The 20,856-nt window shown below is 58.6% G+C and carries 15 protein-coding genes; 2 read left to right on the top strand and 13 right to left on the bottom strand.

The window, feature by feature from the left end; genetic code table 11:
• Positions 1-11: 11 nt before the first annotated feature.
• From brnQ to sdhC, 10 genes are all read right to left on the bottom strand, one after another.
• Positions 12-1,325: a branched-chain amino acid transport system II carrier protein gene (gene brnQ, locus ACZ0AZ_RS17170; RefSeq protein WP_039763657.1), complete on the bottom strand. Its 1,314-nt coding sequence runs from the start codon at positions 1,323-1,325 to the stop codon at positions 12-14.
• Between the two features lie 360 nt (positions 1,326-1,685).
• The gene (sucD, locus tag ACZ0AZ_RS17165) at positions 1,686-2,570 is read right to left on the bottom strand and encodes a succinate--CoA ligase subunit alpha (RefSeq protein ID WP_016773680.1); all 885 of its coding nucleotides are present in this window, start codon (positions 2,568-2,570) and stop codon (positions 1,686-1,688) included.
• Positions 2,570-3,736 carry an ADP-forming succinate--CoA ligase subunit beta gene (sucC, locus tag ACZ0AZ_RS17160; RefSeq protein WP_016773679.1) on the bottom strand — a complete coding sequence of 389 codons (1,167 nt, stop codon included), beginning with the start codon at positions 3,734-3,736 and terminating at the stop codon, positions 2,570-2,572. Before sucC ends, sucD begins: the two co-directional genes overlap by 1 nt.
• 322 nt (positions 3,737-4,058) lie before the next feature.
• Complete coding sequence (gene lpdA / locus ACZ0AZ_RS17155) at positions 4,059-5,495, bottom strand: dihydrolipoyl dehydrogenase (protein ID WP_016773678.1); 1,437 nt, start codon at positions 5,493-5,495, stop codon at positions 4,059-4,061.
• 108 nt (positions 5,496-5,603) lie between these two features.
• Complete coding sequence (gene odhB, locus ACZ0AZ_RS17150) at positions 5,604-6,827, bottom strand: 2-oxoglutarate dehydrogenase complex dihydrolipoyllysine-residue succinyltransferase (protein WP_129999278.1); 1,224 nt, start codon at positions 6,825-6,827, stop codon at positions 5,604-5,606.
• Positions 6,828-6,871: 44 nt separating this feature from the next.
• Entirely contained in the window at positions 6,872-9,703 is a 2,832-nt protein-coding gene (locus ACZ0AZ_RS17145) for a 2-oxoglutarate dehydrogenase E1 component (RefSeq protein WP_042607586.1), read from the bottom strand.
• 251 nt (positions 9,704-9,954) lie between these two features.
• The gene (locus ACZ0AZ_RS17140) at positions 9,955-10,659 is read right to left on the bottom strand and encodes a succinate dehydrogenase iron-sulfur subunit (RefSeq protein ID WP_016773675.1); all 705 of its coding nucleotides are present in this window, start codon (positions 10,657-10,659) and stop codon (positions 9,955-9,957) included.
• 11 nt (positions 10,660-10,670) lie between these two features.
• Positions 10,671-12,443, bottom strand: a complete 1,773-nt coding sequence (sdhA, locus tag ACZ0AZ_RS17135) for a succinate dehydrogenase flavoprotein subunit (protein ID WP_024012149.1) — start codon at positions 12,441-12,443, stop codon at positions 10,671-10,673.
• 3 nt (positions 12,444-12,446) lie between these two features.
• On the bottom strand, positions 12,447-12,815 hold the full coding sequence (gene sdhD, locus ACZ0AZ_RS17130) for a succinate dehydrogenase, hydrophobic membrane anchor protein (protein WP_008049683.1): 369 nt from the start codon (positions 12,813-12,815) through the stop codon (positions 12,447-12,449).
• Positions 12,809-13,183, bottom strand: a complete 375-nt coding sequence (sdhC, locus tag ACZ0AZ_RS17125; protein ID WP_016773673.1) for a succinate dehydrogenase, cytochrome b556 subunit — start codon at positions 13,181-13,183, stop codon at positions 12,809-12,811. Before sdhC ends, sdhD begins: the two co-directional genes overlap by 7 nt.
• A gap of 363 nt (positions 13,184-13,546) precedes the next feature.
• On the opposite strand from sdhC, the gene gltA reads away from it, so the two are divergent.
• Entirely contained in the window at positions 13,547-14,836 is a 1,290-nt protein-coding gene (gene gltA / locus ACZ0AZ_RS17120; RefSeq protein ID WP_003222994.1) for a citrate synthase, read from the top strand.
• 963 nt (positions 14,837-15,799) lie between these two features.
• On the opposite strand, the gene ACZ0AZ_RS17115 is transcribed toward gltA, so the two are convergent.
• The 3 genes from ACZ0AZ_RS17115 to ACZ0AZ_RS17105 all read right to left on the bottom strand — a co-directional run bounded on the left by ACZ0AZ_RS17115 (position 15,800) and on the right by ACZ0AZ_RS17105 (position 18,868).
• Positions 15,800-17,458, bottom strand: a complete 1,659-nt coding sequence (locus ACZ0AZ_RS17115) for a cation acetate symporter (RefSeq protein WP_039763646.1) — start codon at positions 17,456-17,458, stop codon at positions 15,800-15,802.
• Positions 17,455-17,766: a DUF485 domain-containing protein gene (locus ACZ0AZ_RS17110; protein WP_016771016.1), complete on the bottom strand. Its 312-nt coding sequence runs from the start codon at positions 17,764-17,766 to the stop codon at positions 17,455-17,457. The genes ACZ0AZ_RS17115 and ACZ0AZ_RS17110 overlap by 4 nt, the downstream gene beginning before the upstream one ends.
• Positions 17,767-18,016: 250 nt before the next feature.
• A complete protein-coding gene (locus ACZ0AZ_RS17105) occupies positions 18,017-18,868 on the bottom strand; it encodes a glycine betaine ABC transporter substrate-binding protein (RefSeq protein ID WP_129999063.1) in 852 nt (283 codons plus the stop codon).
• A gap of 297 nt (positions 18,869-19,165) precedes the next feature.
• Between ACZ0AZ_RS17105 and ACZ0AZ_RS17100 the strand changes: the two genes are divergently transcribed.
• Positions 19,166-20,761, top strand: a complete 1,596-nt coding sequence (locus tag ACZ0AZ_RS17100; protein ID WP_463570757.1) for a glycoside hydrolase family 17 protein — start codon at positions 19,166-19,168, stop codon at positions 20,759-20,761.
• Positions 20,762-20,856 lie beyond the last annotated feature (95 nt).

Genomic DNA, 20,856 nt, shown 5'->3' with positions numbered 1-20,856 from the left:
GTCAAACCACGTTACGCAGTGACTTCGCTGCGCTTGCCCAGCAGGCGATCGCAGACCACGGCGACCACCAGGGTCATCACGCACGGCACCAGCCACGCCAGCCCCTGCTCGCTCAGCGGCAAGTGGCTGAGCTGAGTTGGCATCCGGTCGGCCAGACCAGCGCCTTTCAGAGCATCGATGGTGCCGAACAGGAACGACACCAGCATCACCGGGCCAAGAATGCGCCCGTGCTCATGCCAGAAATCCTTGCAGAAGCTCAGCGCCACCAGAACGATGCACGGCGGGTAGATCGCGGTGAGTACCGGAATCGAAAAGGCGATCAGTTTGGTCAGACCCAAGTTGGAGACCAGCAGCGAGAACGCCGCGAGGATGATCACCAGCGTCTTGTAGGACAGTGGCAGCACACGGCTGAAGTATTCAGCGCAGGCACAGGTCAGGCCGACCGCCGTGACCAGACACGCCAGCGAGATCAGCACCGCAAGGAAACCGCTGCCCAGCGAACCGAAGGTGTGCTGCACGTAGGCATGCAACACCGCCGCGCCGTTGGTGGCGCCGACCGCGACCTCATGGCTGCCGGAACCGAGGCGGAACAGGCTGACGTAGACCAGTGCCAGACCCACGCCGGCAATCAGCCCGGCGATGATCGCGTAACGGGTGATCAGCGCCGGCGACTCGACGCCACGGGAGCGGATCGCGTTAACGATAACAATGCCGAACACCAGTGCCCCGAGGGTATCCATGGTCAGATAACCATTAATGAACCCTTGCGAAAATGGCGCGGCGACGTATTCCGGCGTGCCGTGACCGATGTCACCTGCCGGCAAGGCAAATGCAGCGATACCCAACACTGCCAGCGCGATGATTTTCAGCGGCGCGAGGAAGCGGCCAACGGTATCCAGCAAACGCCCAGGGTAGAGCGAAATGAAGAACACCAGCAGGAAGTACACCGAGCTGTAGAGGAACAGCGCCAGCGGGCTTTCGCCGGTCAACGGCGCCAGACCCACTTCGAAGGATACGGTCGCGGTGCGCGGCGTGGCGAACAGCGGCCCCACGGCCAGATAGCACGCCGCCGCGAGGATACCGCCAGCGATCTTGCCGATCGGGCTGCTCAACGCATCCATCGCGCCGCCGACCTTGGCCAACGCCACCACGGTCACTACCGGCAAACCTACGGCAGTGATCAGAAAGCCCAGCGCGGCCATCCAGACGTGAGGTCCGGCCTGCAAGCCGACGATCGGCGGGAAAATGATGTTACCGGCCCCGACAAACAGGGCAAACGTCATAAAACCAAGTGCCAGGATGTCCTGACCTTTCAAAACTTTCATTAAGGTAATACCACACTACTGAAATCGGAATTTAGAGGGGGATTGCCCTGTTGGATTAGGGAAATGCTGTCGATCCGTATGGGACTGACCCTTAAAGCGCGTGGCTGCCTTGTGGGCGGCGGACGCAAAAATGGCTGCCAGCCTAACGAATTTGCCTGACAAACGCACTGTTGGAGGGCGAACTATCCGATACGCGACGTTTCCGTGTCGCGTTTACATAAGAAAAGCAGCTGCAAGCTACAAGTTTCAAGCTGCAAGCTTTTATCTTGCAGCTAGCCGCTTGAAGCTTGAAGCTGCCCTTAAACGACAAAGGCCACCCGAAGGTGGCCTTTGTTGCTGGAACAAAAAGTCAGCCGAAGCTTACTTCTTCACTTCCCAGCCAGTCAGCTCGGCCAGGGCCTTGCCGATGTCTGCCAGCGAACGCACGGTTTTTACGCCTGCGTCTTGCAGCGCAGCGAATTTCTCGTCTGCAGTGCCTTTGCCGCCAGAGATGATTGCGCCAGCATGGCCCATGCGCTTGCCCGGAGGAGCAGTCACACCAGCGATGTAGGAAACAACAGGTTTGGTCACGTTAGCCTTGATGTAGGCAGCCGCTTCTTCTTCAGCCGAACCGCCGATCTCGCCGATCATCACGATCGCTTCGGTCTTCGGGTCTTCCTGGAACAGCTTCAGGATGTCGATGAAGTTCGAACCCGGGATCGGGTCACCGCCGATGCCGACGCAAGTCGACTGACCGAAACCGGCGTCAGTGGTCTGCTTCACAGCTTCATAGGTCAGGGTGCCGGAACGCGAAACGATACCGACCTTGCCTGGCAAGTGAATGTGACCTGGCATGATGCCGATCTTGCATTCGCCTGGGGTGATCACGCCTGGGCAGTTAGGGCCGATCAGGACTACGCCCAGCTCGTCGCACTTAACTTTGGCGTCCAGCATGTCCAGGGTAGGAATGCCTTCGGTGATGCAGACGATCAGCTTGATGCCGCCGAATGCCGCTTCCAGGATCGAGTCCTTGCAGAACGGAGCCGGAACGTAGATCACGCTGGCGGTAGCGCCAGTGGCAGCTACTGCGTCTTTTACGGTGTTGAACACTGGCAGACCCAGGTGCTCGGTGCCGCCCTTGCCTGGAGTTACGCCACCAACCATCTTGGTGCCGTATTCGATGGCTTGCTGGGTGTGGAAACTACCTTGCGAACCGGTAATACCCTGGCAGATAACTTTGGTGTCTTTATTGATCAGGACGCTCATTATTTGCCCTCCGCAGCTTTGACAACTTGTTGAGCAGCGTCGGTCAGGCTGGTAGCAGCGATGATGTTCAAACCGCTTTCTGCCAGTACTTTAGCGCCCAGCTCAGCGTTGTTGCCTTCAAGGCGAACAACAACCGGGATTTTCACGCCGACTTCTTTCACGGCGCCGATGATGCCTTCGGCAATCATGTCGCAGCGAACGATGCCGCCGAAGATGTTGACCAGTACTGCCGCGACGTTCTGGTCGGACAGGATGATCTTGAACGCTTCAGTAACGCGTTCCTTGGTAGCGCCACCACCTACGTCGAGGAAGTTGGCTGGCTTGCCGCCATGCAGGTTGACGATGTCCATGGTACCCATGGCCAGACCGGCACCGTTGACCATGCAGCCGATGTTGCCTTCCAGGGCTACGTAGTTCAGTTCGAACTTGGCAGCGTGCGCTTCGCGCGGATCGTCCTGCGACGGATCGTGGAAAGCCTTCAGCTTAGGCTGACGGTACATGGCGTTGGCGTCGATGTTGATCTTCGCGTCCAGGCAGTGCAGATCGCCGTCAGCCTTGATCACCAGCGGGTTCACTTCCAGCAGAGCCAGGTCGTGGTCTTTGAACAGCTTGGCCAGACCTACGAAGATCTTGGCGAACTGAGTGACCTGCTTGCCTTCCAGACCCAGCTGGAATGCCAGCTCGCGACCCTGGGATGGCTGAGCGCCAACCAGTGGATCGATAGTGGCCTTGAGAATTTTTTCTGGAGTGTCGTGAGCGATTTTCTCGATGTCCACGCCACCTTCGGTGGACGCCATGAACACGATGCGACGGCTCGAACGGTCAACGACAGCGCCCAGGTACAGCTCTTTAGCGATATCAGTGCACGATTCAACCAGGATCTTGGTGACTGGCTGGCCATTGGCGTCAGTCTGGTAAGTCACCAGACGCTTGCCCAGCCACTGCTGTGCGAAGGCTTTGGCGTCTTCTTTGCTGCGAACCAGCTTTACGCCGCCCGCTTTACCGCGACCACCGGCGTGAACCTGGGCTTTGACGACCCACTCGTTGCCGCCGATCTTGTCGCAAGCTTCTGCTGCTGCTTCCGGGGTGTCTACTGCGTAACCAGTGGAAACTGGCAGGCCGTATTCAGCGAACAGCTGCTTACCCTGATACTCGTGAAGATTCATGCTTTTTACCGTCTTCGTTAGGTACTGCGCATTCGGCGCTGCGCTCGTTTGAGTGCCGCGCCACCTGTGACTGCTGCTTGCGTAGCTGGGCTACGCAAGACTGCGTCCGGCGGACATTCCGCGGTGAGTCTTGCTCGCAAGGCTCACGACGGGCCGCTACCGCCGTGGTTTCTTATTGTCTCTTTCGGGCATGTGAAAACTGCTGCGCTCGGAAATACTGCGTTAAAAACAGGCTCCAAATGCTCATTGACTGACGTCAACTCCGCTTTCTCGCCTGTTTTTGCCTTGTCTTTCCTTCGCTCGCTACGTTTTCACAAAGCCCTCAACGCTTCTTGCGGTTGGCAATGTGAATGGCGCCGCCATTCACTGCCAGAGCAGCTTCGTGCAAGGCTTCGGACAGGGTCGGATGGGAGAAAACCATCATGCCCAGGTCTTCAGCGCTGGTGCCGAATTCCATACCGATCGCGCCCTGCTGAACCAGTTCTGCAGCGCTCGGGCCAATCACGTGCACGCCCAATACGCGGTCGGTCTTGGCATCGGCGATGACCTTGACGAAACCACCGGTATCGTTGGCAGCCATGGCACGGCCGGAAGCGGCGAACGGGAAGGTGCCGACGTTGACTTCAACGCCTTCGGCCTTCAGCGCCTGCTCGGTTTTGCCAACCCACGCGATTTCCGGGTGAGTATAAATAACCGAAGGGATCAAATCATAGTTCATCTGAGCCTTGTGGCCCTTGATGCGCTCGACAACCATGATGCCTTCTTCCGAAGCCTTGTGGGCCAGCATCATGCCGCGAACCACGTCACCGATGGCGAAGACGCCCGGTACAGCTGTGACGCAATGGTCATCGACCGCGATGAAACCGCGCTCGTCGATTTCCACGCCGCAGTCGGCAGACAGCAGATCAGTGGTCACCGGACGGCGACCAACGGCTACGATCAGCTTGTCGAAAGTGATGGTCTGTTCGCCGTTGGCATCGGTGTAGTTGACGACGACTTCTTCGCCGTTGACTTTCGAACCGGTAACGCGCGCGCCCAGCTTGATATCCAGACCCTGTTTGGTCAGGGTTTTCAGCGCTTCCTTGGAAACAGCGGTGTCCGCTGCCATCAGGAAAGTGTCCAGCGCTTCGAGAACAGTCACTTCTGCACCCAGACGCGACCATACCGAACCCAGCTCCAGACCGATCACGCCAGCGCCGATCACGCCCAGACGTTTAGGAACGGACTGGAATTCCAGCGCGCCAGTCGAATCGACGATGACTTTCTGGTCAACCGGAGCTGGTGGAATGTCGATCGGACGCGAACCTGGCGCGAGGATGACGTTTTCCGCTTCGATGACTTCAACCGAACCGTCCGGCTTGGTGACTTCGACTTTCTTGCCGGCCAGCAGCTTGCCGTGGCCTTGGATCGAAGTAACGCCGTTGGCCTTGAACAGGGTGGCAACGCCGCCGGTCAGGTTCTTGACGATGCCAGCCTTGCGGCCAACCATCGCAGCGACGTCCATTTTGACTTCGCCGGTCGAGATGCCGTGAACGTTGAAGCTCTCTTTGGCTTCCTTGTATTTCCACGAGCTGTCGAGCAGCGCCTTGGAAGGAATGCAGCCCACGTTCAGGCAGGTACCGCCCAGGGCTTGCTTGCCCTCTGCGTCGGTGTATTTCTCGATGCAGGCAGTGGTCAGGCCCAACTGAGCAGCCTTGATGGCCGCTACGTAGCCACCAGGGCCGGCACCGATCACTACTACGTCAAATTTCTGCGACATTCAAAAAATCCTCTTTAGCAATAAAGCTACAAGCCGCAAGCTTCGAGCTGCAAGCCTAACCGCTCGTCTTGAGCTTGAGGCTTGTAGCTGAAAGCTTGCAGCTGCTTTTTAGATATCCAGCAACAGACGAGCCGGATCTTCCAGCAGGTTCTTGATGGTCACCAGGAAGGTCACAGCTTCTTTGCCATCGATCAGGCGGTGATCGTAGGACAGTGCCAGGTACATCATCGGACGGATCACGACCTGACCGTTGATGGCCATCGGACGCTGGATGATGTTGTGCATGCCCAGAATCGCTGCCTGCGGCGGGTTGACGATTGGTGTCGACATCATCGACCCGAAGGTACCACCGTTGGTGATGGTGAAGGTACCACCGGTCATCTCGTCCATCGACAGTTTGCCGTCACGGGCTTTCTTGCCAAATGTTGCGATGCCGCCTTCGATTTCAGCCAGGCTCATCAGTTCGGCGTTACGCAGAACCGGTACCACCAGGCCACGGTCGCTGGAAACGGCAACGCCGATGTCCGCATAGCCGTGGTAAACGATGTCGCCGCCGTCGATCGACGCGTTGACAGCCGGGAAGCGTTTCAGCGCTTCGGTGGCCGCTTTCACGAAGAACGACATGAAGCCCAGGCGTACGCCGTTGTGGGACTTCTCGAACAGGTCCTTGTATTTCGAACGCAGCGCCATGACTTCAGTCATGTCGACTTCGTTGAACGTGGTCAGCATCGCCATGTTCGACTGGGCTTCAACCAGACGCTTGGCCACGGTGGCACGTACGCGAGTCATCGGTACGCGCTTCTCGATACGGTCGCCAGCGGCGAACACCGGAGCGGCGGCCGAAGGAGCAGCAGCCTTGGCAGGCGCGGCAGCCGGAGCGGCTTTCTTCGCAGCAACAGCTGCAACCACGTCTTCCTTGGTCACACGACCACCCTTGCCGGTGCCGGCAACGGAAGCGATGTTGATGCCGTTCTCTTCAGCCAGCTTGCGTGCAGCTGGTGCTGCGATCGGATCATCTTCGCCGTCGGCAGCCGGAGCGTCAGCGGCAGCAGCAACCGGAGCAGCAGCGGCGGCTGGAGCAGCGGCAGCAGCGCCGCCCTCTTCGATCGAGCCCAGAACCTGGTTCGACAGAACGGTAGCGCCTTCTTCGGCAACGATTGCGCCCAGCACGCCGTCCGCTTCAGCCAACACTTCGAGCACGACTTTGTCGGTTTCGATGTCGACGATCAGATCGTCACGCTTGACGGCCTCACCTGGTTTCTTGTGCCAGGTGGCAACGGTGCCATCGGCAACCGATTCCGGGAATGACGGGGCTTTGATTTCGATAGCCATTATCTGTGGGTCCTTAAAATTCGGTTTCAGTCAGCGCGAAGGCGTTAAACAGTGAAAGCGTCTTGCAGCAGTTTTTCCTGCTGCTCGGCGTGCATCGATGCATAACCACAAGCTGGTGCAGCCGAAGCCTCACGGCCCGCGTACTCAAGTACGAGAGTCTTGTCGAGGTTGGCGATGCTGCGACGCAAGTGATGCTGGCTGCAGTACCAGGCACCCTGGTTCATCGGCTCTTCCTGACACCAAACGGCATGTTTGACGTTGGTGTACGGAGCCAGGACTTCTTTCAAGTCGTCCTCAGGGAACGGATACAGCTGCTCGATACGCACGATGGCAATATCTTCGCGGCCTTCGGCACGGCGTTTTTCCAGCAGGTCGTAGTAGACCTTGCCGCTGCACAGAACCACGCGCTCGACCTTTTTCGGGTCCAGAGCGTCGATTTCCGGGATCACGGTCTGGAACGAACCTTCGGCCAGATCTTCCAGCGTCGAGATGGCCAGCTTGTGGCGCAGCAGCGACTTCGGCGTCAGCACGACCAGCGGCTTGCGCAGCGGACGGATCACCTGACGACGCAGCAAGTGGTAGATCTGTGCCGGCGTGGTCGGCATGCACACCTGAATGTTGTGCTCGGCGCACAGCTGCAGGTAGCGCTCAAGACGTGCCGAACTGTGCTCAGGGCCCTGGCCTTCGTAACCGTGTGGCAGCAACATGGTCAGACCGCAGAGACGGCCCCACTTGTGCTCGCCGCTGGTGATGAACTGGTCGATCACGACCTGTGCACCGTTGGCGAAGTCGCCGAACTGGGCTTCCCAGATCACCAGCGCATTTGGCGTGGTGGTCGAGTAACCGTATTCGAATGCCAGTACCGCTTCTTCCGAGAGGAACGAGTCGTACAGGTCGAAGCGAGGCTGACCGTCGTACAGGTTCTGCAGCGGAATGTAGGTGCCCGCGTCTTTCTGGTTGTGCAGCACAGCATGACGGTGCGAGAACGTACCGCGGCCGATGTCCTGACCGGTCATGCGAATCGGGTGACCTTCGAACGCCAGGGTCGCGTACGCCATGGTTTCGGCGTAACCCCAGTTGATCGGCAGGCCGCCGGCTTGCATCTTCTGACGGTCTTCGTAGATCTTCGCGACCTGACGCTGGACCACGAAGCCTTCCGGAATTTCCAGCAGCTTGGCGGACAGCTCTTGCAAGGTCTTCAGATCGAAGCGCGTGTCGTGACGCGCGGTCCAGGCGTGGCCCAGATACGGACGCCAGTCGACGAACAGCTCTTTGTTCGGCTCTTTGACCAGCGATTTCACCACGTGCAGACCGTTGTCCAGCGCGTTGCGGTATTCGTCGACCTTGGCCTGGACACGTTCAGCGTCGAGCACACCGGCCTGGGTCAGGCGTTCAGCGTACAGCTCGCGGGTGGTGCGCTGCTTGGTGATCTGCTGATACATCAGAGGCTGGGTGCCGCTTGGCTCGTCGGCCTCGTTGTGGCCGCGACGACGGTAGCAGACCAGATCGATCACCACGTCACGCTTGAACTGCATGCGGTAGTCGATGGCCAGCTGGGTCACGAACAGCACGGCTTCCGGATCATCACCATTCACATGGAGGATCGGCGCCTGGATCATCTTCGCAACGTCGGTGGCGTACTCGGTGGAACGCGAGTCCAGCGGGTTGCTGATGGTGAAACCAACCTGGTTGTTGATCACGATGTGCACGGTACCGCCGGTCTTGAAACCGCGGGTCTGCGACATCTGGAAGGTTTCCATGACCACGCCCTGACCGGCGAATGCCGCGTCACCGTGGATGGAGATCGGCAGTACCTTCTCACCGGTCAGGTCGTTGCGACGGTCCTGACGGGCGCGCACCGAACCCTCGACCACCGGGGAAACGATTTCCAGGTGGGATGGGTTGAACGCCATGGCCAGGTGAACTTCACCGCCGGTGGTCATCACGTTGGACGAGAAGCCCTGGTGATATTTGACGTCACCGGAACCGAGCTCGACCTTCTTCTTGCCTTCGAACTCGTCGAACAGCTCGCGCGGGTTCTTGCCGAAGGTGTTGACCAGCACGTTCAGACGGCCACGGTGGGCCATGCCGATGACGACTTCCTTGGTGCCGTACGAGCCGGAACGCTGGATCAGTTCGTCGAGCATCGGAATCAGGCTTTCGCCGCCTTCCAGACCGAAACGCTTGGTGCCCGGGTATTTGGTGCCCAGGTATTTTTCCAGGCCTTCACCGGCAGTCACGCGCTCAAGCAGGTGGCTCTTGATGTCGGCGGAGTACGTCGGACGGCCACGCACGCTTTCCAGACGCTGCTGGAACCACTGGCGCTGCTCGGAATCGGTGATGTGCGTGAATTCAGCGCCGATGGTGCGGCAATATGTCTGCTGCAACGCTTCGTGAATTTCGCGTAGGCTCGCTTCCTCTTTGCCGATGAACAGGTCGCCGGCACGGAAGGTCGTATCAAGATCGGCATTGGTCAAGCCGTAATGATTGATCGACAGGTCTGCAGGTGCAGGACGCTGCCACAGTCCCAGCGGGTCAAGCTGGGCTGCCTGGTGGCCACGCATACGGTAGGCCTGGATCAATCGCAGCACTTCAACTTGCTTCTTCTCGTGCTCACTGCTCACGCTGCCGGCGGAAACCGGTTGGGCGCGGCGCTGGTTCTTTGCCAGCAGCACGAAATGATCGCGAATCGTCGAGTGCGAAACATCAGTGGCAGAGTTGCCGTCGGCTGGCAACTTCTGAAAGTAGGTGCGCCACTCTTCTGGCACAGCGTTAGGGTCGTGCAGGTAGAGCTCATAAAGCTCTTCCACATAGGCAGCGTTTCCACCTGAAAGGTAGGCGCTGTTCCACATGCGCTGCATCACGCTTTCTTGCATGCTTGGTCACCCTCGGTTAGGGGAACACCATCGGTGTCGACACCGAGCAAACTTGCAGAAGTCCGAATGCAGCGACTAAAACAAGCCACCTAGGATCACACTGATAGTCCGGGTACCAGCCCGGATGCCCCTGCTTGTCTCATTTCTTCAAAAGAAGAGCTGCAGCTTATGGCTACTGCTCTGGTTATAGCCATGACGCGGGTTGAAGCCCGCGCCACAGCCTCTACGGTGCAACGGTTACAGCAGCTGAATCACACGCCGCTCGAAAGCAGCATGTTACGGATGTGACCGATGGCCTTAGTCGGGTTCAGGCCTTTCGGACATACGTTGACGCAGTTCATGATGCCCCGGCAGCGGAAAACGCTGAACGGGTCGTCAAGCGAAGCCAGACGTTCGCTGGTCTTGGTGTCGCGGCTGTCTGCCAGGAAGCGGTAGGCTTGCAGCAGTGCAGCTGGACCCAGGAACTTGTCCGGGTTCCACCAGAAGGACGGGCAAGAGGTCGAGCAGCAGGCGCACAGGATGCACTCGTACAGACCGTCGAGCTTTTCACGCTCTTCTGGCGACTGCAGACGCTCGATGGCCGGAGCCGGCGTGTCGTTCTGCAGGTAAGGCTTCACCTTCTCGTATTGCTTGTAGAAGATGCTCATATCGACGACCAGGTCACGGATAACCGGCAAACCTGGCAGCGGACGAACGATCAGCTTGTTGCCTTTTACAACGGCAGACAGCGGCGTGATGCAGGCCAGACCGTTCTTGCCGTTGATGTTCATGCCGTCGGAGCCGCAGACGCCTTCACGGCAGGAGCGACGATAGGAGAAACCTTCGTCCTGCTCTTTGATCAGGGCCAGCACGTCCAGCACCATCAGGTCTTTACCACCGGTATCGACCTGGAAATCCTGCATGAACGGCGCAGCGTCCTGATCAGGGTTGTAGCGATAAACACTGACTTGCAACATGGCGGTCACCCTTAATAAGTCCGGACTTTAGGTTCGAAAGTCGGAACAGTCTTCGGCGAGAAGTTCACGGCACGCTTGGTGACGCGCTTGTCACCCGGGAAGTACAGGGTGTGGCACAGCCAGTTTTCGTCATCACGGTCTTCGAAGTCTTCACGGGCGTGAGCGCCGCGGGACTCTTTACGTACTTCGGCCGCGATGGCGGTAGCTTCAGCCACTTCCAGCAGGTTTTGCAATTCCAGCGCTTCGATACGTGCAGTGTTGAACGCCTGCGACTTATCGTTGATCTTCACGTTGGCGATACGCTTGCGCAGATCGGCCAGCTGAGCGATGCCCTTCTGCATGTATTCGCCGGTACGGAATACACCGAAGTAGTTCTGCATGCAGCTTTGCAGCTCGCGACGCAGGGTGGCGACGTCTTCACCGTCGGTACGGTTGTTCAGCGCGTTCAGACGCGACAGTGCAGCTTCGATGTCGGACTCGGTAGCGTCGTCGTATTCGATGCCATCGGTCAACGCCTTTTCCAGGTGCAGGCCGGCAGCGCGACCGAATACCACCAGGTCGAGCAGCGAGTTGCCGCCCAGACGGTTCGCACCGTGAACCGATACGCAAGCCACTTCGCCTACCGCGAACAGACCAGGAATGATCTGGTCCTGACCTTCGGCGTTCTGGGTGATCGCCTGGCCATGAATGTTGGTGGCAACGCCGCCCATCATGTAGTGGCAGGTCGGCACAACCGGAACCGGAGCAACGACCGGGTCAACGTGGGCGAAAGTCTTCGACAGTTCGCAGATGCCTGGCAGACGGCTGTGCAGCACTTCCTCGCCCAGGTGGTCGAGTTTGAGCATCACGTGGTCGCCATTCGGACCGCAACCGTTACCGGCGATGATTTCCTTGACCATCGAACGGGCAACCACGTCACGGCCGGCAAGGTCTTTGGCGTTCGGAGCATAACGCTCCATGAAACGCTCGCCGTGCTTGTTGATCAGGTAACCACCTTCACCACGGCAACCTTCGGTAACCAGTACACCGGCGCCGGCGATGCCGGTCGGGTGGAACTGCCACATTTCGATGTCTTGTACCGGCACGCCAGCACGCAGAGCCATGCCGACGCCGTCACCGGTGTTGATCAGGGCGTTGGTGGTGGACGCGTAGATACGGCCTGCACCGCCAGTGGCCAGAACGGTGGCCTTGGCACGGATGTAGGAGGTTTCACCGGTTTCGATGCAAATCGCGATCACACCGACGAATTCGCCTTCCTGGTTTTTCACCAGATCAACAGCGTAGTACTCGTTGAGGAACGTGGTGCCGGCTTTCAGGTTGCCCTGATAAAGCGTGTGCAGCAGCGCGTGACCGGTACGGTCGGATGCAGCGCAGGTACGTGCAGCCTGACCGCCCTTGCCGTAGTCCTTGGACTGGCCACCGAACGGACGCTGATAGATGCGGCCTTGCTCGGTACGCGAGAACGGCAGACCCATGTGGTCCAGCTCGAAAACAGCGGCCGGGCCTTCCTGACACATGTATTCGATAGCGTCCTGGTCACCGATGTAGTCGGAACCCTTGACGGTATCGTACATGTGCCAGCGCCAGTCATCGTTCGGGTCGGCAGAAGCGATGGCGCAGGTGATGCCACCCTGTGCGGATACAGTGTGCGAGCGGGTCGGGAAAACCTTGGTGATCACCGCAGTCTTGTGGCCGCCCTGTGCCAGCTGCAGCGCAGCGCGCATGCCGGCACCGCCACCACCAATAATGATGGCGTCGAAAGAAATCGTTGGAATGTTAGCCATGAATCAGATACCCCAGAGAATCTGCACACCCCAGACGAAGTAAGCGAACATCGCAACGCCGCATACTGCCTGGAAAAGGAAACGTATCGCCGTTGCGGACTTGCCGAACGCCATTGGCGTCAGGTAGTCGGTCGCGATGGTCCACATGCCGACCCAGGCGTGAGCGCCCAGAGCAACAAGGGCCAGCAGGCTGAAAATACGCATTCCGTTGTGAGCGAACAGTTCATGCCACTGGGCATACTCGAGGCCAGGATTGGCGACGATGTATCCGATCAGAAAGATGAAGTAAGCCGCGAGAACGACCGCAGACACACGCTGTGCCATCCAGTCATAGAGGCCCGAACGCGACAGGTTAGTGACGTTAGTTACCATATCCAGACTCCTGCCAGAACGATTACCACCACGGAAACGGCGATAACGATTTTCGAGCCCAGCTTGCCGCCTTCCAGCGTCTCACCGATGCCCATGTCCATGATCAAGTGGCGCACACCGGCTACCAGGTGATACAGCAGAGCGGACAGGATGCCCCAAATCACTAGCTTGGCTAGCGGACTGGTCAGACACGCTTTCACCTGACCGAAGCCTTCCTCGGAGCTCAGCGACTTGTCCAATGCGTAAAGCATGATGGCAAGGCACACGAAGAGGATGACACCGGAGATACGGTGAAGAATGGACGTGTAAGCAGTGACTGGGAGTTTGATGGTCCTTAGGTCTAGGTTTACAGGTCGTTGGCTTTTCACGGCTTTTTTTTCACACTGAAGAGCCCCTAACAATCAGGGCAAAGTTGTTGGGGAGTGCACTGGTCAGGTAACCACCACCCAGGGATGCGACCCCCAATGAAAGCAAGCCCAAAAGCCCTTGGCGGTCGGTGGCCGAGTATAGACAGTTAGGCTACTAATGACAACGCGTTCACCTACCCCCAATAGCGGATTGCACAAGTTGCATAAAAGGCGTAAATGGCAGGCAATTTCGAGGAAAAAGTCGGCTTAAAGCCTTCTGGAGCAAGACTTTAGGCAAATTGACATTCGAATTTATCTCACTATAGTGGTGCGGGCCCTGCGTGGGGGGTCTGTCTGATGGTTCAAGCATAAATAGGAGGCCACATGGCTGACAAAAAAGCGCAGTTGATCATCGAGGGCGCAGCCCCCGTCGAGCTGCCCATTTTAACCGGCACCGTTGGTCCCGATGTAATCGATGTTCGGGGCCTGACGGCCACGGGCCGCTTCACTTTCGACCCGGGTTTCATGTCGACCGCTTCGTGCGAATCGAAAATTACCTATATCGACGGCGACAACGGCATTCTGTTGCACCGCGGCTACCCGATCGAACAGCTGGCTGAAAAGTCGGACTACCTGGAAACCTGCTACCTGCTGCTCAACGGCGAATTGCCGACCGCAGAACAGAAGGCCCAGTTCGTCAGCACCGTGAAAAACCACACCATGGTTCACGAGCAGCTGAAAACCTTCTTCAACGGTTTCCGTCGCGACGCCCACCCGATGGCCGTCATGTGCGGTGTAGTCGGCGCCCTCTCGGCCTTCTACCACGACTCCCTGGACATCAATAACCCGCAGCATCGCGAAATCTCCGCGATCCGTCTGGTTGCGAAGATGCCGACCCTGGCAGCGATGGTCTACAAGTACTCCATGGGCCAACCCATGATGTACCCGCGCAACGACCTGACGTACGCGGAAAACTTCCTGCACATGATGTTCAACACCCCGTGCGAGATCAAACCGATCAGCCCGGTACTCGCCAAGGCCATGGACCGGATCTTCATCCTCCACGCCGACCACGAGCAGAACGCTTCGACCTCCACCGTGCGTCTGGCCGGTTCTTCGGGTGCCAACCCGTTCGCCTGTATCGCCGCCGGTATCGCCGCACTGTGGGGCCCTGCCCACGGCGGTGCGAACGAAGCCGTGCTGACCATGCTCGACGAGATTGGCGATGTGTCGAACATCGACAAGTTCATCGCCAAGGCCAAGGACAAGAACGATCCGTTCAAGTTGATGGGCTTCGGTCACCGCGTCTACAAGAACCGCGACCCTCGCGCGACTGTCATGAAGCAGACCTGCGACGAAGTGTTGAAGGAACTGGGCATCAACAACGATCCGCAACTCGAACTGGCCATGCGCCTGGAAGAGATCGCGTTGACCGACCCGTACTTCATCGAGCGCTCGCTGTACCCGAACGTCGACTTCTACTCGGGGATCATCCTCAAGGCGATCGGCATTCCAACCAGCATGTTCACGGTGATTTTCGCCCTGGCACGTACTGTCGGCTGGATTTCGCACTGGAAGGAAATGCTCTCGAGCCCGTACAAGATTGGCCGTCCGCGCCAGCTGTACACCGGTTACGAGTCGCGTGACATCACCAAGCTGGAAGATCGCAAATAAGGGTTTTTCTTTTTTTGTGATGGTTTAGTGGTGTGTCAGGAACGGCCTCTTATATAGAGGCCGTTTTTGTTTCTGTTGGTGTTCATCGGATTGGGAGCATATCCGTTGCTGCGGTAACGGCTTCTTATGGTTTCGCTCTTACAGCGAGTTACCTTTTCCAAACGCCGAAAAGGTAACCCAAAAGGCTTTGCCCCGGCGTACGGCCCGCTCGCTGAGGCTCGGGGTTCCTTCGTTACGGGACCGATCCGGGCGCAGCGGCTACGGTTGGCTTCGCTGCACCTACACTCGCTGTGTACGACTGCATCGTACGGTCGCTGCGCTCCCACCCCCGGATCGATCCCGTAACGAACCCTGCCGAAGGGGCAAAAGATCAAGAGCCAGAGCAAAAGCAAGAGCAAGAGCAAAAGCCAGATCAAAAGATCGCAGCCTTCGACAGCTCCTACAATTGGATTGGGTACACCCTCAAAAAACAGGTCGGCTGACAGGCCGCCTTCGCGAGCAAGCTCGCTCCCACAGAAAAGCAAAGCAGCGCAGTCGCCCGCGGCGAAGCCGCACCACTCAACAATGAGCGCAAGCTCGAGTGCTCTTGATCTTGATCCACCGGCGACGTCGGAAGGCTGAGTGGAGGGATTGATCCGGGCGTGGGAGCGCAGCGACCGTCTGGCGCAGCCAGACACAGCGGAAGGAGGTGCAGCGAAGCAAACCGTAGCCGCTCCCGCAGCGAAGGAACCCGAGCCTGCGAGGGCCGAACGCAGGAGCAAGCGTTTTTTTGCTTACTTTTTTTAGGCGTTTGTAAAAAAAGTGAGTCGCCGTAAGGGCGAAACCGTAAAAAGCCGTTACCGCAGCAACGGATATTCACACCAGATCCACCGATAACCGCCCACAAAAAAAACGCCCCAATCTCTCAACCAGGGCGTTTTCTTGCAGCTTGAAGCATGAAGCTTGCAGCTCACATTTCATCTCTTAGTGCGAAACCGCCCCACTCGCCCCCAACCCGGTCTGCGAACGCACAAACTGCGGGAAGAACAGCGCCCGCTCGTTATCCGCAGCCGCCGACTTGTCAGTGATCGAGAAGAACCAGATCCCGATAAAGGCAATGATCATCGAGAACAGCGCCGGATACTCGTAAGGGAAGATCGCCTTCTCGTGATGCAGAATCTGCACCCAGATGGTCGGGCCGAGGATCATCAGGCCCACGGCACTGATCAGACCCAGCCAGCCGCCAATCATCGCGCCACGGGTGGTCAGCTTCTTCCAGTACATCGAAAGCAGCAGCACAGGGAAGTTGCAGCTCGCCGCGATGGAGAACGCCAGGCCGACCATGAACGCAATGTTCTGGCTTTCGAACAGAATGCCCAGACCAATCGCCAGCACCGCCAGGGCGATGGTGGTGATCTTCGACACGCGAATCTCATCCTTCTCGTTGGCCTTGCCCTTCTTGATCACACTGGCGTACAGGTCGTGCGAGACCGCCGAAGCACCGGCCAGGGTCAGACCGGCTACCACTGCCAGAATGGTCGCGAACGCTACCGCCGAGATAAAGCCGAGGAAGATGCTGCCGCCGACCGCGTTGGCCAGGTGCACCGCCGCCATGTTGTTGCCGCCGAGCAAGGCGCCCGCTGCATCCTTGAAGGCCGGGTTGGTGCTGACCAGCAGGATCGCGCCGAAGCCGATGATGAAGGTCAGGATGTAGAAGTAGCCAATGAAGCCGGTAGCGTACAGCACGCTCTTGCGCGCTTCTTTTGCGTCACTCACGGTGAAGAAGCGCATCAGAATGTGCGGCAGGCCAGCGGTACCGAACATCAGCGCCAGACCCAGCGAGAATGCCGAGATCGGATCCTTGACCAGCCCGCCCGGGCTCATGATCGCTTCGCCCTTGGCGTGCACCTTGATCGCTTCGGAGAACAGCGTGTTGAAGTCAAAGCCCACGTGCTTCATTACCATCAGTGCCATGAACGAGGCACCGGACAGCAGCAGCACGGCCTTGATGATCTGCACCCAAGTGGTCGCGAGCATACCGCCGAACAGCACGTACATGCACATCAGCACACCGACCAGAATCACCGCAACGTGGTAATCGAGGCCGAACAGCAGCTGGATCAGCTTGCCGGCACCGACCATTTGCGCGATCAGGTAGAACGCCACCACCACCAGCGAACCGCAGGCCGACAGCGTGCGAATCTGGGTTTGCCCAAGGCGGTAGGACGCCACGTCGGCAAAGGTGTATTTACCCAGGTTACGCAGGCGCTCGGCGATCAGGAACAGAATGATCGGCCAGCCGACGAGGAAGCCGATCGAGTAGATCAGGCCGTCGTAGCCGGAGGTGAACACCAGCGCGGAGATCCCCAGGAAGGACGCCGCCGACATGTAGTCACCGGCAATCGCCAGACCGTTCTGGAAACCGGTGATCTTGCCGCCCGCCGCGTAATAGTCGGCGGCCGAGTTGTTTTTCTTCGAGGCCCAGTAGGTGATGTACAGCGTCGCGCCAACGAAGGCCACGAACATCAGGATCGCCGGGATGTTCAGCGGTTGCTTGGCCACCGCACCGGTCAGGGCGTCAGCCGCCCAGGCGCCAGGTGCGAATGCCGCAATGCTCAGAAGAGCCAGTAGACGCCGGATCATTGCTGAGCCTCCTTGAGAATCGCATTGTTCAGGTCGTCGAACTCGCCATTGGCGCGGCGCACGTAGATGCCGGTCAGGACGAAGGCCGAAATGATCAGGCCGACACCGATCGGGATGCCCCAGGTGATTGACGATTCAGGACTGAGCTTCGCCCCGAGCACATGCGGCCCGTATGCGATCAGCAGAATGAATGCGGAGTACAGCCCAAGCATGATTGCCGAGAGAATCCAGGCGAATCGTTCCCTTTTCTGAACCAGCTCCTTGAATCGGGGACTGTTTTGAATCGAGAGGTAAATGCTGTCGTTCATTGTTTTTATCCTCGCAGCACAGATTATTGTTGGAACGTAGCTAATGTATGCGGCTGCGAGAGAGGTTCCAGACGACCTTAGTAGTAGATGGCCATGATGTATTCGCCATTTTCAAGCAAACACAAAAACCTGTGGGAGCTGGCTTGCCAGCGATGGCGTCGTTTCAGTCAACTGATCAGTCAACTGACAGACCGCTATCGCGGGCAAGCCCGCTCCCACAGGGTTTGCGGTGATCCGAAGCTAATTGCGGTTATTTGGTCCAGTCAGCTACACGATCCGGGTGTTTGGCCACCCAGTCCTTGGCCGCTGCATCAGGCTTGGCGCCGTCCTGAATCGCCAGCATGACCTCGCCGATTTCGTCTTTCGACGCCCACTGGAAGTTTTTCAGGAACTTGGCCACTTCCGGCGCCTTGGCTTCGAGGCCTTTGCTGCCGATGCTGTTGACGGTTTCAGCCTCGCCATACACGCCTTTGGGGTCGTCGAGGAAGCGCAGTTTCCACTTGGCGAACATCCAGTGCGGCACCCAACCGGTGACGGCGATGGATTCGTTTTTCTTCTCGGCGCGGGTCAGCTCGGCAATCATGCCGGCGCCGGAACTGGCCTTGAGGCTGTACTTGTCCAGACCATAATCCTTGATCGCCTGATCGGTCTTGAGCATTACGCCTGAACCGGCATCGATACCGACGATGCGGTTTTTGAAGCTGTCGTCGGTTTTCAGGTCTTCGATCGACTTGGCTTTGACGTACTCCGGCACGATCAGGCCGATTTTCGCGTCCTTGAAGTTCGGGCCGTAATCGACGACCTGATCCTTGTTTTTCGTCCAGTAATCGCCGTGGGTCACCGGCAGCCAGGCCGAGAGCATGGCGTCGAGTTTGCCGGTGGCCACGCCCTGCCACATGATCCCGGTGGCGACGGCTTGCAGTTTCACGTCGTAACCGAGTTTCTGTTTGATCACCTCGGCTGCCACGTGGGTGGTCGCGACGCTGTCGGACCAGCCGTCAACGTAACCGATGTTCAGGGTCTGTTTTTCAGCGTTGGCGAAAGTTGAACTCATCGCAAGCACCAGAGCGGCACCTGCGCCTAAAAGTCGTCGCATCTTCATCGTTTACTTCCCCGAAATGCTGCGCCCGACGGATGCCGGGCATCGTCAACGTATTGTTATGGTGCACAGCGCCCCCATCACGCCGGACCTCACACACCGAACATCAGCCGATTTTTCAAAAAGGGTACTGATGGTTTGATCATCAACCTCAAGCGGCCGGCGACCTGCTCTGTCAGCGACCTCAAGACACCGAGAAACGACATCAGAAAGCCATTAATCAAGCGAGATTAATTGACGCCAGGCAATCCGCCCGAACTTTGCATGTACAACGCCTGCGAGCCACCTGCCCTTCTATAAATGCAGGTAACATGCGTCGCTTTGCAGCCACTCGGCCTGACCATGTCCGCGACGTCCCGATTTCCTTTTTTGCCCTATCTGTTCGCCTGCCTGCTCGGGCTCCTGGCCCTTGGTGGTTTTTGGTACGGCCTCGGCCAACCGGTGATCCTGCCCGACGCTGCAACGCCGACGCACAAGCTGCAATGCGCCTCGTACACACCGTTCGACAAGGACCTGTCGCCGTTCGACGTGCCGTTCAAATTGCGCCCAGAGCGTATGGACGCCGACCTCGCGCTGCTGGCGACGCGCTTTGAATGCATCCGCACCTACTCGATGACCGGCCTCGACGCCCTGCCCGATCTGGCGCGCAAGCACGGTCTGAAGTTGATGATCGGCGCCTGGGTCAACAGCAATCCCGTGGATACCGAGCAGGAAGTCGAGCTGCTGATCAAATCCGCCAACGCCAACCCCGACGTTGTTACGGCGGTGATCGTCGGCAACGAAGCACTGCTGCGTAAAGAGGTTACCGGCGCCCAACTGGCACGGCTGATCAACAAGGTCAAAAGCCAGGTCAAGCAGCCGGTGACCTACGCCGATGTCTGGGAATTCTGGCTCAAGCACCCGGAAATCGCCCCGGCCGTGGATTTCCTGACCATTCACTTGCTGCCGTACTGGGAAGATGATCCATCAAACATCGACGTCGCGCTGCGGCATGTGGCAGATGTGCGCCAGGTGTTCGGCAACAAATTCGCGCCCAAAGACGTGATGATTGGCGAAACCGGCTGGCCGAGCGAAGGCCGTCAGCGTGAAACAGCCGTACCGAGCCGGGTCAACGAGGCGAAATTCATTCGTGGATTTGTGGCGATGGCCGAGCAGGAAGGCTGGCGCTACAACCTGATCGAAGCCTTCGATCAACCGTGGAAGCGCGGCAGTGAAGGCGCGGTCGGCGGTTATTGGGGGCTGTTCGATGCCGATCGCCAGGACAAGGGCGTGCTCGCCGGGCCGGTGAGCAATGTGCCGTACTGGAAAGAGTGGCTGGCGGTTGGCGCCGTGATTTTCCTCGGCACGTTAGTGGTTGGTGGGCGCGTGCGCACCATACGCTCGGCGCTTGTGCTGCCACTGCTGGGCGCTGTCGCGGCGTGCTCGATTGCCGCTTGGGGCGATCTGGCTCGATTGACCACACGATTTGCCGGTGAATGGCTGTGGGTCGCCTTGCTGACCGGGTTGAATCTGTTGGTGCTCGCGCATGCCGCGCTGACGTTAAGCGCACGTACCGGTTGGCGCGCGCGAGCATTCGATTTCCTCGAGCGGCGCGCCGGCTGGCTGGTCGCGGCGGCCGGTTTTGCTGCGGCGGTGATGATGCTGGAAATGGTCTTCGATCCGCGCTATCGCAGTTTCGCCAGCATGGCGTTCGCGCTGCCCGCGTTGGTTTACCTGTGCCGCCCGGTGAGCGTGCCGCGTCGGGAGATTGCGTTGCTGACGTTTATCGTCGGCGCGGGGATTGCGCCGCAGTTGTATCAGGAAGGTTTGCAGAACCAGCAGGCGTGGGGTTGGGCGCTGGTGAGCGGCTTGATGGTGGTGGCGTTGTGGCGATGCCTGCGGGTTCGCAAGGCCTGATTTCAGCGCCTTCGAAATCGCCATCGCTGGCAAGCCAGCTCCCACAGGATTTCTGCTGCACACAAATGTTGTGTTCACCTCAATACCTGTGGGAG

The sequence above is a fragment of the Pseudomonas sp. AC239 genome (assembly GCF_979258545.1).
Note: the sequence above shows the minus strand (reverse complement) of the source record. Positions and strands in the feature narration are given on the sequence as shown.